Origin of the sequence: Maribacter sp. HS (genome assembly GCF_048059195.1) — a bacterium.
Classification (GTDB): Bacteria; Bacteroidota; Bacteroidia; order Flavobacteriales; family Flavobacteriaceae; genus Maribacter; species Maribacter dokdonensis.
The window spans coordinates 403,106-416,312 of the sequence record NZ_JAYLVV010000002.1; the positions used below are offsets into that span (position 1 = coordinate 403,106).

Genomic DNA, 13,207 nt, shown 5'->3' on the forward strand with positions numbered 1-13,207 from the left:
AAACAACTTAATTCTCTATAGAGCAATTTTTAGCTAATAAATAGAACCTTATAAAAACGCAGAAAAATGAGTTCCAATTTCTTGCTCAAATTTTGTTGTAATGGCATTTCGGTGTGCCGCTGGCGTTTGCTCACTTACTGTTATTTTATTAGCAATAACATCTACATTAAAATGGAAACATGAAAAATCTGAGCAAGCGTCCAAACTCTCAAAATTTGTAATCAAGAATTTTACGATTTTTGGTCTTAACTGATATTCCAGGTCAACACACCACCTATGTAATTTTTCATCAGCTGTATCACCTAAAATCCAATTAAATCTCATGGCACTTTAAATTATGACCACAATATTACTCTAATTTAACAATTACTTAACAATTGATTTAAAATTTAATAAATTTAGGTTACACACTTTAATTTTCTATCAGTTAAGAGATATAATCTTTTAAGTAGCTAAAACGTTCCGTAAGTTTTCCGTCTTTGGTCATTCTTGCTCTATCAAGTACTCCGTCTTTATCACCATTAAAAAATGCAGGAATAACATTTTTTACAAATGCATCACCAAAACCTTCACTAGCATCTCTAGGTAACTCACATGGCAAATTGTCTACGGCCATAACAGCAATAACATGCTCATTTTTGAAATCTGCTTCAGACTCCGTCTCTGGATCATAGCCATAAATTGGATCTGCTATCGTAGAAGGTCTAATGGTCGATGCCACGGGACCATCTATATCACAGCTTACATCTGCAACAACCCGTATCTTAAAATCTTTTTGTTTTGCATCTTCCCTAGTAAATAGATATGGAGCGCCCTGACCATAAAAATGACCGGCAATGTAGAAATCTGTAACCTTTGCAAACCTAAAAAAGTTAGACTTGTATTCTTCTGGGTGCGCAAAAAAATTGGCTTTATTACCGCGTACCCCATCTTTTCGCTTATTATATTCACCGGCATCTATTTGACAATAAACAGGCTCGCTGAAGGTTTCTTCTAAATACTCGGTAACATTTACACGTTTCATGCCCATACCATCCAACATTTCCCTAGCTCCATTACCAACTCTACCTCTACCGGTAAGCAATACTTTGATATTTGGTAATTCCAATTTTTTAAGCGCTTCAATTAATGCTTGTTGATCAGGTAAATCATTAGCTTTTGGTAATTGAAAAATATCATATTTAAGTCCGTATGTCCTAAAACCATTATAAGCTCCAACAATACCGGCATATCTGCCAAACGCAACAACACGTTGCTCTTGTTTATTGGTAATCACTTCATGGTCGTACAATTCTATATTCTTCTCTAAAATGGCTCGGAGCAAATCTCTATTATAAGGTTGCTTTTTAATGGTATGGGAAAAGAAAAAGTATTTTTTATTGGGAATAAGGGCATCAATAGGCACTTCTTTAACACCTAAAAGAACATCACACTGATCCATTTCATTAGCCACAGTAATACCTAAATCACTATAGGCATTATCTTCATAAGCTCTTATAAGGGAAGGTTCTACAACTATTTCTGCCTTATTATAGGTTTTTAAGACTTTTTGACATGCTTTTGGCGATAGAACCACACGCTTATCTGGCGGATTCTTACGTTCTCTAATGATTCCGAACTTCATATGGGTTTGGTATAAATATTGCACTAAATTATACAAATAGAAACACTTTAGCTTGTGTCTAAATAAAATTATAGCGGTTGCTAAAGATTTGTTAGCTTTGCTGCCCGCTATTTATTAGCCCTATGTTTTTAAAAAGACATAAAACATTAATTAGAGTAAAAAGTTCTTTTACATATTGGGGCCGACCGGTTTTGACAGCGAGACCAGTTGGAATGTAAGCATGTCGAGCGCTGGGAAACAGCTCGTTAATCTCATTTTTCACACTTTTAATTGGCGAAAATAATTACGCTCTTGCCGCTTAATCTGAATTATAGTAAGATTAGCCTCGTCCCTACAAGGTAGGGAAGCGAGATGTTCCTGAATAGCCCTTGTTGATGGCGATTCTTATAGGAGCACCAGAAAAGTCAACATAAGGGTGTTCGCTCGCTTTGGCGACACCACCAAAATCTTAAGAAGATAAGTGTGTATTAGGCGGTTTCTGGTCAGGTACACATCGAAAATTAATCAGATCCTAAACATGTAGAAAGCATTTTAATTGCTTGTTTGGACGAGGGTTCGAATCCCTCCGGCTCCACTAAACAAAAATAAAACCACCTTTTGGGTGGTTTTATTCGTTTAAATATAGCTTATACCCTACCCCGCATTAGACTTAACATTGGAAAAATCCCCTTTCACCAATTTCTCTTTTTCTATAAATAGCATTAAATATCCACGACCGTTCCAATACAAACCAAAACCAGATTGATAACGCAAGGTTAATAATGATGTCCAATTTTCATTTTCCCTTGGATCAGCTTTTAGTGAATTATAATAAGGGTAGCCTAATAAATAACTATCGTATTTTTTATCTGTTTTCTCCAATACCTTGGTACAGATATAGTTTACTTGTCTTTTATTCAATCCTTTAGTTTTGTACAGTTCTGGCTTAAAAGGAATATCCACTTCTTGTTTAAAAATTACATCTAATGAATACTTATCTGGAAAATTAGGATTGTCATATGGCTTTAAATCTTCAATATTTTCAAAATAGAAGACCTTCGCATAGTTATCATCTGTCCAAGCCATTGTATTTTCCTCATTGTACGCTACAAATATGCTTAACAAACCTTTCTTTGGCAGTTGGTTTTCACCTGGTGGTAGTTCACTTAGATTAAATTGTGCTATAAATCTATAGTCACCAAACTTATGCCTAGGCCATTCAAAATTCTCTGGTACTAGCGGATTTCCTCCATATTTACTGAGCCCCTTTTCATCAAAAACCGTTGCTTGCTCAATTTTTATTGCAGGAAGCATAATCGACCGTAAATAATCATCCTTCTGGTCCAAATCATATTTTCCTGCTATTACAATCTCGTTAAGATCTTTAATATCCATCGTCCGCTTTTACCACTTTAAAACTGGTTCCTCTTTCCAAATGACCAACCTAAATTCTTCATAGTGTTTTCCCGTTGCAATGGTATGGTCATCCCTAAGTCCTTTATCTAATTGTAATTTATGAAGCATACCAGATGACGATCCTACCCATAGTATTTTTTCATCATCAGAAATGGTCATACCACTTATGGTAGACCCCAGAAAATATCTCCACATACAATTTCCTTTAGTATCAACTGCTCTAATATACCCAAAGGCATCACCCAAAATATAGTAGGTAGCTGTTGCCACACCACAATACACTCGCATTTCTTCATCTACCACGGTATACTGATCACTTTCTTCATAGGCAGGGATACATAAATTCTCAAAATCAGTAGTGGCTACACCAATAGTAATACCGTTATAAAAGTGGCAAGAATTGGTTATCAACTGATCATCATCTTTAGAAAAAAGGCAAAAATCCGGATAGGATGATTGCGGACCAACAGCACCTACCTCGGTACCGTTTTGGTCCAATATTCTATGATCGCTACATTGGTCACCTACAACAATGTAAGTGTTATCATTGGAAAGCGTTGCATTCTCCATATCAATATATGGCTCCCATTCTTCATCCTCTGGGTCAGGTAAAGGGTGAATCATTTTCTCGGTATTTTGAGTGATGATAAAAATACCTTCAGAAGTTACCATAAGTACTTTTTTACCGTCATTGAACGGAATCAATTCCGTTATTCCCAGATTCTTTGCGGTTTCTAGCTCAAATGTTTCAATAATATTGCCTTCCCAACCTTGGGTGGTTACAATGGTATTATTCGTTACAATGGCAAATACATTATTACGTTTAGATTTACCAATGGCGCCTATAGTACTTTCTAATGCAATGACCTGGTCACCTTTTAGAAGATATGCTTGTCTTTTCTGATAAGCGGTACCCACCATGAACACAATTTTTTGATCATCTATAAGAAATAGTTGCTGTATGCTTTGTGATTTCTCTTTCATGAACTGCACCATTGGAGAATGAGCAGGTGGAAAATCATTTCTAAAGGCATTAACAGTATTGTTATTATTTGCTTCTTTTAATAATTGAAAAACAGCTTCTGCCAAATGATCTCTTTTATCTTCGGGCTCTTCCCCTTTCCAATTATCCCATCCATTGGTTTCGCCAAATTCAACCATTTTATTTACATCAGAAGCATATTTACTTCCTTTAGAATTCCATTCTTTTTTGATATCGTCAATATTCATTCCTGATTTTTTTAATTTATTAAGTATGGATCGGATTATGTTTATCTTCTAATTAAAAAGAATAGCTGTGTTGTTATTGATACTAAATTTAGCAGCATCAATTAGTGATGCGCATACTAAAATTTCAATCCAGAAATCGCCATTTTTCTGTATTATTTCATTTAACTGTTGAACATTCATAATATCATTGTTGTCATCTAACTCAATACCCAAATACTTAGTGAGACCTTTTAGTTCTTCGAGCAAGCTGTAAGATGAACCGATCATGGCACCGGGTACACGAGCTTCTTCGATATCAAAAAGCACTTCTGGCATTTTTACGGGAAGATAAAAACCCTCGGCATCTGAATGGGTCAGCAAGTGACTTTCCATATACGAATAGTGATCTTCTAAAACTGAATCTACACCAGGATCTTCATTTGGGGAAAAAGGCTTAGGCTTCCAATTCTCATCGTCTTCATTTTCCCAAGCATGTGCTAGAAATCGTCTTAAATGGTGCAAAAAACTATAAGGAAAACCGCCAAATTGTAACGCTTCATTTTCCATCTCCTCAGGTTCATTATGCGGTTCTAAATTATTTGTAGCAAGAACAACATTGATATTTTGAAAGATTTTTTTATAAGCATTGTAGGCTTCAGGCTCACTACCTTTAAACTCTGCCAACATTCCGCTTGTAATTTCTAAACCCATAATTTTTTCTGTTATAATAGGTATCAAATGTATACTTAGCATGGTTTTCATATATCCCTGAAACCAATGAATTCTTTATTTCCTAGATTTCTATTGTTACTGTGTACAATTCCCTTTAAATGAAAAAAACACGCTAATTATGCGTACTTTTTTGATTATTGTTATTTACACGACCAATCAAATCCACTCGGCATCAACGCCAAGAATAATCAGTTCGTCACATATATGCTCTTTTGCATAGCATAACGTAGCTTTCTTTAAATTGGGAAAGTGTTTAATATCATCGCTACGTTCAATATCCCAAAATTCAACCGCACCACCGGAGAAAGGGGAAAGGTTCATATAAATATCATTACCCCCATCTTGATAAATTTCGGTAATCTCGGGTGCCAAACGTTTTGGTATGGGTAATTTTTTAAAGTATTGGGTTACTTCATCTATGGGGTCATAACCTTCTTCATCAATATCTATTTCACGATCCTTATACCAATCTGCAAACTCGTACAAATCGAATTTTGGTTTCAATAATCCCTTTATATACATCAACTCTTCTATGATGGAAAGCTTGAATCCGAAATCGGCAAACTCTATTTCCTCCTCATCAATTGGCTTAATGGTGTATTTGTCTGCCGGTATTCCTTCTCCACGAACATAAGGTTTGTGCGCACTAACTTCAATAGCTCTTACAAGTTCATTTTTTACACTGAACCACGCACTTAATCCGTTTTGCACCAAAGCACCAGAATCATCGCCCTTAAATGTCTTTACACGTTCGCTTTCATGGGTTTTGTAATACTCACGGATATCTTCACCGTTATAATTAAATGTTCCAGTAAAAATTGTTTTATGACTAAAATCATAGGTTGAAATTTCAAATTCAAACCCTAAGGAATTCACTAATTCCCCATCAGAGGAATACGCAATAATCCCTAAATCATCCCAAACAAAAAGTGTATTATTCTTTCCTTTATGTTCTCTACATTCTGGGGTAATAATCTCCTTTAATGCTCCTATTGAAACAGGAAATTGTACTGCAACGGAATTGATTGTAAAACTATCCGAAGAAAATTCTATATGAACCATAAGCTATTTATATATTAGATTATAAAGGTTTTTGGGTTCTTACAAGCTCTTTAAAGGATTTAGAAAGTAAAGCTACCTCGCCACCATCATGGTAATATGCCCAAACCGTAAATTTACATTCTGGATCTAAATATAGGTAATCTCCATTCTCCTCACCTATAACAAAACCTTTAGCTACACGTGCCAATTTTACGGAATGAAAATGTGCTGAAGGCGCGGTGAACTCCATCCCCGCTTCTTCTTGAACCGTGGTGTATAATTTTAAACATTCATAGTTGGCAGCTTTACCAACGCCACTCATTTCCCATCTTTTCAAAAGGGCTACTTTACCCATTAGGTTCCATGTACGTTTATCCCACCTGCTGCTATTTTTCAATAAAACACCCCTAGGATTATCCCGTAGAAGATGAATATAGTCTACCGGTAAATCTTGCTTAAAACTTTCGCTCCATTCCAATTTCATAAGTGCTGGTGAATTGTTTTGAGATGTTTAAAATGAACTACAAAAATGATGCTTCAACTTTAAAATTTGCTAACCGTTTTCAGTGATATTGCTGCCCAAATATGCCGAATTTCGGCTTAAACGTTCTTTTTTAAAAATTAAAATCACCCTTTTCGGGGATAGCCTCCCCATTAATCTCAGGTACCTTAGCAGCACCAATAAATAGGTTGAAATGAGAAATAAGATTGCGTTTTCAGACCATGTAGAACAAATGAAATGGGAGGATTTTCATTTTGATATAATGACCGTAAACACCCTGCCACAGATAGAAGACCCTGAAGATATTGATAACAGTTTTACATTTTGCGATGCCCTATTAGATGCATTCAAAGTAGCAACGAACAAAGAAGTAATTAAGCTACTTTTTATTAGTCCAGATGATATATCCAATTACAAATTCTACGGTATCGCATATTTAGAAAGTAAAGAAGTTTTTACTGCCGAAATAGAAAGCACACCGTTGTTTAAAGAATGGTTTACTATTATAGATGAAAGAACACGTAAAAAAGAAACCAACGCTGCAAAGGTGTATTTTTTTGGCGCCAATTCTTTTAGCAGTCAGCCTATTTCCAATTTTAAGGACAATCAGGTATTTGAAAAGTCCGGTTTATTTATTTCGGACCATATCCCCAATGCATTTATCGCTGAAAAACTGGCAAAAGAAAAAGCGGATTTTATAGCGCCGTATATTCAGTTGGAAGCTAAAAGCAATTTTCAAAAAGTGGTGCAGCATTTTGTGCAATTGGTACATGCCAAAGGTCTCGTAATTATTCCACCAAAGAACAATGATGCAATTTATGAGGAGTTTGAGGCTGAAGCGGGATATCCATTTCCGAATATCATCAAAGAATTTTTAACCCTACATAACGGCGTACAGAACTCAGCGATTATGGGTGCCGAGAAAATCTTACAGGAATGGAAAGATTGGTACAGAATTTATAATGATTGGACACAAGAGGAACTGCTAGACACCTATAGTACCAACGAAGGTAAAACCCTGCTAATGTACACTACACCGTATTGGATTCCGTTTTTCGATTTGCAAAACGGAAATTTTCTGGCATTTGATTTTGCACCGGATACCAAGGGTTCAGCGGGTCAAATTATACGTTTTGGTGCCGACCAAGAAATTGGCTACATACAAGCTGATCGCTTGGATTTATTTTTAGAAAGCTTGATGGATGTTGACGGTGACATTCAAGATCATGAATGGTTCAGCAGTGAATAATTCATGGTTAAACTACCAACTAAATCCATTTAAAACGTATTAGACATCTAGGTACATGTTAGAAATTTTCAAGAATAAAATACTCCCAAAGTTAGAAACAACACAGCTATCGGCACCCGCTGCAAAAGCTTTGTTACAGGTTTTAGAACTACAGGATTGCCAAGACACCAAGGTATTAGAGCAAGTAAAAAACAGCATAGGCAACTTAAATAATGAAGCCGTGTTTACCGAGGAACTGGCACAACAAATTTACTACCATCCAGAAGTATATGCCAATGAAGAAGAAGGCATAGCATTCATGATCTCATGGCTGCCACTCTTGGAAAACGGATTTTATCCTGACAAAAAAAGCAGTGAAAAACTAATTGAGTTTCTTTATTTCAGTCTAGGCTATCTTCAAAGCGAGGCGATTTCAGAAAAAGAACGTATACAAATTTTCAGCGTTTTAAAAGCACTGGTACAAAGCGAATCTAACGCTTCACTAACCGTTGCCCATTTTTTGATTCGGAGGGTATTTGATATTCGAGATTGTGTAAATTCAGATTTTATCATACAAAACTGCATAACGCATCAAATTCTTTTGGGAAACTATTACGTTCTTAATTCCGACAATGGTTTTACAAAAAATTCATTCAGCATAGACAATGAATTTGTTCATCATTTTTTTAAAGGCGATTGGCATAAGTTCGTAAACGCTCTTCACCTAATTTTACCCGTAGGTAAAGTTTACCAACCAAATGCATTTAATATCATAACCGCTTGGTTAAGTAGCGACTTAGCCGAGTTTTATCAAGAACATACGGATCTGGTATTTGCAGCCCATACAGCGCTAAATGAGCGTTTCTTATTTATGGAAGAAGAAGGTATAGCCTTGTTGAACCTGCAAACCAAAGACGGTATTTTTCCGCTAATTTCTGCATTAGGTACAAAGGAATGGGATGCTGGCGATGTGCTCCTTTTCAATAACCGAGATAAAAATATTCCACAAAATCAACTAGACCAATGCTACCTCAGATTTTTAGATTGGCTAAAAGCAGAAAGCGGAAGTAATTTTTACACCGAAGCTTTTCAAGCATTTGGCAAACATATTTTAACGGTAGAAAGCTCCACAGTTCTTCCCGTAGCATATATCTTGTTTTGGTTTGAAAAATGTAATCCAAAATCAGGTATTTCAGATCAAATTGAGCCATACAACAGCCTATTTTCAAGATTTCTAAGTACTGGTTCAACCGGTAAACTACCGGTAGTTAGGTTAGGTATTGAAGATGTTGAGCTAAAAGGAGAATATCTTATAGAAGAAATATTTCAAATTAAAAACAACCGGACTAAATGGATTTCAGACCTGGACTCATCAAACCTATCTGATCCTCTAAATCAGTTTTTGATCCTAACCTTTTATGATGCTCGCGAAAAGCTGGCTACCCTTTTCGATTTAGACAACCAAAAAGTGCTATTCGCTTATCTTGAAAAAATGGCATATTCCACTAAACAAGCGGATGATAAAGTTAAAAAAGAATGCCTACCCCTAGTCGTTAAAACGTTAACGGCACTATTTGCAGAAACCAATGATTTTACACTTGTCAATAAAATTTGGGCATTAAAAAATATTGATCCCAGTGTACTAGACCTTTGTAATGATTATGCACAATTACAGTATGTAAATGAAAGTCGCCCTTTGTTTTTGGGGCTTCTGCAAAGCTGGTATAATTTCTTAAGCGACTATTATTATAGTTTGGGTACCGAATCGGTTTGGATTCCGCATATGCTAAATACACAAGGTAGACGCAGTGCCGCCTACCTCAACGAACTTGATGAAAATGTCAGCCACTTTTTAAACCGGGCTTTAGTGCATCTTTTTGATTTCCATAAAAAAAGCAAACAGAAAGCTGAATCCAACCAATTATTTCAATCCATCCAAACGGATATTGAAAACTACCTAGAGGACTTTCTTAAAGAATTAATGGAACACAACCTGGCAAAAGAAACGGCAGAAAATATGTATATCTACAGTAAAGCACACTTTGCACATCGCAAAAAATTACAGGAGTCCATTCAAAAACACCATGACTACCATAAAGTAGAAGAATCAAAATCTGAGAAAGCAATTCTTGTTGAGCAGTTACAAAAGTCACAGATTAATAGCTCAGAAATGACCTTTGACCCAAAATATGCCAGTGCGGTCTTACATAACTTAGAAAATTATAAAACCGAAGGAACCTGTGACAGCAAACTCCTTGAAGTATTGGATAAGAACATAATAGAATTTAAAACTTGGTTATCGGAAACATCTGCTACTGAAGCCAAATTTATTCAAGCTCTTTACATGACCTTGCTTGATAAAAACCTAGCTCCTGAAACCCCTTTAGAAACGTACGGAAACCTGTGCAGAAACCTGTTCGTGAAATTGGCAAAAAACAGTAAAATGGCAAGCTCCTACCAAATGGGACTCGCGGCAATGGCAAATTCCGGAGCTTATCCAGAAAACTTAACAACTGCATTGTTGCAGGTGGTTAACCTCTTAAAAGCTTAAAAAATGACAGCAGAAATTACACCCAAAATTCAAGATCAGCTCAACCTATCTGCTTTGGTTTTAATGAACAATTATAAAAAAGCGGATTTAAACACTTGGTACGGATTTGATATTGAAGACCACTTGCAATTGAAAAATGTAGAGCGTATTGCCAAGCTACACGGCATACAATCTGGCGTTCATTTACGCAACAGTTTGCACCGTTACGAAACCGGCACTATGGCATCAAACCCTTTTGAAAAATTGGCATCTGAATTTCGCAATTATACCACCAACTCTTATGAAACAAAGTATAATGCACAGAAAAACCCCATGACCAAGAATGTTTACAAACTAGTTTGGCGCTACCGTTTTAGCCTTAAAAATAAAAAACTGCAGGGCTATGATTTTGCGTATTACATTTTTCTCATGCGTATAGGCGGTGCCTTAGGTTTTATAAAACCCGAGGAAATAGCCATGCGTTTAGAAGACGTAAATACAAGATTAAAAAACACGTTCTCCAGTTGGGGCGAATTTCACCGCAATGTGTGTATTGGCGATGAATTTATAAGAGGAGCCGCAGAGCCGGACATCAGTAAATACCCTGGGACGGAAACCCTTTGGGAATGCTATCAAAGATTACATATTCACCAAGCGAACAGCTTTAAAGAATGGAACAAATGAGCTTAACAAGAAAAGAAGTCTTAGCACATATTGAACAAGCTTACGCCCTGTTGAACGCAAAAAAGTTCGCTGAGCTAAATCCGCTTATTACCATTATACAAGATAATTTAAATGTTTTGGGCTACACCTATCCGTCGGATAATGCTCGTTACTACCGCTTTTTTATGTTGTATATAGGTGCTTTTGAACAGGTAAATATGGAAGTCATGCATTCATATGTAGAAGCACTTGAAGAAGTGGGGCAAGTTTTGGCATCAGACTATGAATACATTTGTAGTTATTACAAAGCTTGTCCCGAGTTGGTTTATGAAAAAGCTCTACAAGCGTATCCGTATAACGAAACACTGCACATACACTACGCTTTGAAGTTACAGGTAGAAAAAAGGTACACGGAAGCAATTGCCATATTAAAATACGTTTTGGAATGTTACCCTGCCACAACCGAAGCACGATTCTTACTTTGGGAAATTCAATCGGCACAGTTAGAGGACCAAGTAAAATCTACTGAGGAAGCCGACTGTTACCAGCTGGTAGAATTAGCCTCTGCGACTCACAATCTTGATGTTTTAAAAGGTCTTCAATTAGATACGCGTTTAGACAAGAAAACCAAATTACTCACCTTTATTCAAGTTGCAATTTGGGAGCTACGATCGGTAGAAGTCATTGAACTATGGAAGAAAGAGTGGAAAACGCTAGATCTAACCGATCTAAGTCGTTATGTACTGGCAGATTACGCCAAGGCTTTTATGATGTACGATCTTGTTCCACAAATATTAAAGGCACCGCAAAATCCAGATTTTCCAGATGCTGATTTTACCAATTTTACGGAATACAAAGCCTTTATACAGGCATTTACAAATGCAGGATGGCAACTGGTACAACATCATTATTTATTGCTTGGTAATGCCGCCTATTTTCATTCTAAAAATGGGAATGCGGTAAAAATTTGTCTAAAAAACGGATTGGCCCTCAACGATAAAAATCCGTTGTTGTTAAATCTAAAGGCAATGTTCCTTAAAAGCGAAGGCAGCTATCAAGAAGCTGGGGCTACCTACCATGAGGCGTTTAGAAACGGACTCACCATGGATAATTATTTACAATATTTAATTGAACTGAACAACAGAATTGAAAGTTACCAAGGTGTTTTAGACACGGTAAAGCAATTTCACATAAGACATACGCCTACATTAAAATCCATGTTCTTTAAGGCAAGGGCTTTGTTTAAATTCCACCGAGATGATGAAGCATTGGCAGTACTGAACGAAGCGCTTCAAGATTTTCCGTTACACTCCCGATCCTACGCACCGTGGATGTACCACTATCGTATGATCATCAATAAAAGAAAACGGAACTATACCCAATATTTTTTAGACCAACAAGCTGAAATTAATTACTACGTTGATGGAGATGACGACTATTTTGATACTACCAACCTTGCCGTTGAAACCATTTTTGAACAGGGTGAATACGAAGAATGTTATAAATATGCCATTTACAATCACGAACAGGGGAAACTAACAGAAGAATTATATCCCATTTTTCAATGGATTTGTTTTTACGATTTTCTACTTGAGAAACCAGATGATTTGCAAGACCCAACGGAAGCAAACATCAACAAACAACCAGAAACATTTGAAGATTTCAGAAACAATGGTTTGATTTACTGGATGCTGGACGACCATACGGCTGCTGCGGAATCGTTAATGGTAGCGGCATCAAAATCGGTTAATAAAGCTATCTATCTAAAACTAGCATTAACATGTGCCAAAGAAGGCTTTAAAAATTCGCTTAGCCTCACCATTTGTGAAACCATAAGAAAAGAAGTTCCAGAAGCTCGTGAATTTAAAACAGATTATACGTACGCCCAGATTTTAAATGATGAACACCGCCATGAAGAAGCTTACAAAACCCTATTAGATGTTTTAAAAAGTTATCCGGAACGTTCGTTTTTTGAATTCCCAAAAGATTACAATTTCCTTTTGCATATTCTAAAAAACGACGTCAAAGCCATGGCAAACATGAGTGCCTATAATAAATATATTTCCATGCTTTTAAGTAGGGATACTCCTATAGAAAATCAACTTAGGGAGCAGCAAGAATTGTCGAAATTGCAAAGCGAAGAAGACCTTTTCTTACAGCATAACCTTATGGAAAATTTAGTACGTTATAATTTTGAACTGTACCCAGAAGAACAAGAAGAATTAAAGGAAATGAAAATGCGCATTAAGGCTGCCCATTTCGCTTAAAGGTGGTAATTTTGCC

General features: G+C 36.3%; 11 protein-coding genes and 1 other RNA gene. 5 read left to right on the forward strand and 7 right to left on the reverse strand.

Annotation, left to right across the window (positions count from 1 at the left end):
• Window positions 1–48: 48 nt before the first annotated feature.
• Together VBZ51_RS01880 and VBZ51_RS01885 are read right to left on the reverse strand one after the other, a co-directional pair.
• Complete coding sequence (locus VBZ51_RS01880) at window positions 49–324, reverse strand: hypothetical protein (RefSeq protein ID WP_416575884.1); 276 nt, start codon at window positions 322–324, stop codon at window positions 49–51.
• Window positions 325–427: 103 nt separating this feature from the next.
• The gene (locus VBZ51_RS01885; RefSeq protein ID WP_416575885.1) at window positions 428–1,624 is read right to left on the reverse strand and encodes an NAD(P)-dependent oxidoreductase; all 1,197 of its coding nucleotides are present in this window, start codon (window positions 1,622–1,624) and stop codon (window positions 428–430) included.
• A 177-nt stretch (window positions 1,625–1,801) separates the two neighbouring features.
• On the opposite strand from VBZ51_RS01885, the gene ssrA reads away from it, so the two are divergent.
• Window positions 1,802–2,201: a transfer-messenger RNA gene (gene ssrA, locus VBZ51_RS01890) on the forward strand.
• 56 nt (window positions 2,202–2,257) lie between these two features.
• Here ssrA and VBZ51_RS01895 read toward each other — a convergent pair.
• From VBZ51_RS01895 to VBZ51_RS01915, 5 genes are all read right to left on the reverse strand, one after another.
• The gene (locus VBZ51_RS01895) at window positions 2,258–2,998 is read right to left on the reverse strand and encodes a DUF1963 domain-containing protein (RefSeq protein ID WP_416575886.1); all 741 of its coding nucleotides are present in this window, start codon (window positions 2,996–2,998) and stop codon (window positions 2,258–2,260) included.
• A 9-nt stretch (window positions 2,999–3,007) separates the two neighbouring features.
• A complete protein-coding gene (locus VBZ51_RS01900) occupies window positions 3,008–4,249 on the reverse strand; it encodes a hypothetical protein (protein ID WP_416575887.1) in 1,242 nt (413 codons plus the stop codon).
• A 48-nt stretch (window positions 4,250–4,297) separates the two neighbouring features.
• Window positions 4,298–4,939: a hypothetical protein gene (locus tag VBZ51_RS01905; protein WP_340157071.1), complete on the reverse strand. Its 642-nt coding sequence runs from the start codon at window positions 4,937–4,939 to the stop codon at window positions 4,298–4,300.
• 177 nt (window positions 4,940–5,116) lie between these two features.
• Window positions 5,117–6,022, reverse strand: a complete 906-nt coding sequence (locus VBZ51_RS01910) for a DUF6892 domain-containing protein (protein WP_416575888.1) — start codon at window positions 6,020–6,022, stop codon at window positions 5,117–5,119.
• 19 nt (window positions 6,023–6,041) lie between these two features.
• Window positions 6,042–6,485, reverse strand: coding sequence for a hypothetical protein (locus tag VBZ51_RS01915; protein ID WP_416575889.1), 444 nt, complete (start codon window positions 6,483–6,485; stop codon window positions 6,042–6,044).
• Between the two features lie 211 nt (window positions 6,486–6,696).
• On the opposite strand from VBZ51_RS01915, the gene VBZ51_RS01920 reads away from it, so the two are divergent.
• From VBZ51_RS01920 to VBZ51_RS01935, 4 genes are read left to right on the forward strand one after another with little or no spacing between them, the layout of a single operon-like run.
• The gene (locus tag VBZ51_RS01920; RefSeq protein WP_416575890.1) at window positions 6,697–7,752 is read left to right on the forward strand and encodes an SMI1/KNR4 family protein; all 1,056 of its coding nucleotides are present in this window, start codon (window positions 6,697–6,699) and stop codon (window positions 7,750–7,752) included.
• Window positions 7,753–7,807: 55 nt separating this feature from the next.
• The gene (locus VBZ51_RS01925) at window positions 7,808–10,282 is read left to right on the forward strand and encodes a hypothetical protein (protein ID WP_416575891.1); all 2,475 of its coding nucleotides are present in this window, start codon (window positions 7,808–7,810) and stop codon (window positions 10,280–10,282) included.
• Window positions 10,283–10,285: 3 nt separating this feature from the next.
• Entirely contained in the window at window positions 10,286–10,945 is a 660-nt protein-coding gene (locus VBZ51_RS01930; RefSeq protein ID WP_416575892.1) for a DUF1266 domain-containing protein, read from the forward strand.
• Window positions 10,942–13,191: a hypothetical protein gene (locus tag VBZ51_RS01935; protein ID WP_416575893.1), complete on the forward strand. Its 2,250-nt coding sequence runs from the start codon at window positions 10,942–10,944 to the stop codon at window positions 13,189–13,191. The genes VBZ51_RS01930 and VBZ51_RS01935 overlap by 4 nt, the downstream gene beginning before the upstream one ends.
• Window positions 13,192–13,207: the final 16 nt, after the last annotated feature.

Excerpts from the sequence above, each read along its gene's own strand:
- VBZ51_RS01880 (WP_416575884.1), bottom strand. The coding sequence starts at position 324 with ATGAGATTTAATTGGATTTTAGGTGATACAGCTGATGAAAAATTACAT.
- VBZ51_RS01885 (WP_416575885.1), bottom strand. The coding sequence starts at position 1,624 with ATGAAGTTCGGAATCATTAGAGAACGTAAGAATCCGCCAGATAAGCGT.
- VBZ51_RS01895 (WP_416575886.1), bottom strand. The coding sequence starts at position 2,998 with ATGGATATTAAAGATCTTAACGAGATTGTAATAGCAGGAAAATATGAT.
- VBZ51_RS01900 (WP_416575887.1), bottom strand. The coding sequence starts at position 4,249 with ATGAATATTGACGATATCAAAAAAGAATGGAATTCTAAAGGAAGTAAA.
- VBZ51_RS01905 (WP_340157071.1), bottom strand. The coding sequence starts at position 4,939 with ATGGGTTTAGAAATTACAAGCGGAATGTTGGCAGAGTTTAAAGGTAGT.
- VBZ51_RS01910 (WP_416575888.1), bottom strand. The coding sequence starts at position 6,022 with ATGGTTCATATAGAATTTTCTTCGGATAGTTTTACAATCAATTCCGTT.
- VBZ51_RS01915 (WP_416575889.1), bottom strand. The coding sequence starts at position 6,485 with ATGAAATTGGAATGGAGCGAAAGTTTTAAGCAAGATTTACCGGTAGAC.
- VBZ51_RS01920 (WP_416575890.1), top strand. The coding sequence starts at position 6,697 with ATGAGAAATAAGATTGCGTTTTCAGACCATGTAGAACAAATGAAATGG.
- VBZ51_RS01925 (WP_416575891.1), top strand. The coding sequence starts at position 7,808 with ATGTTAGAAATTTTCAAGAATAAAATACTCCCAAAGTTAGAAACAACA.
- VBZ51_RS01930 (WP_416575892.1), top strand. The coding sequence starts at position 10,286 with ATGACAGCAGAAATTACACCCAAAATTCAAGATCAGCTCAACCTATCT.
- VBZ51_RS01935 (WP_416575893.1), top strand. The coding sequence starts at position 10,942 with ATGAGCTTAACAAGAAAAGAAGTCTTAGCACATATTGAACAAGCTTAC.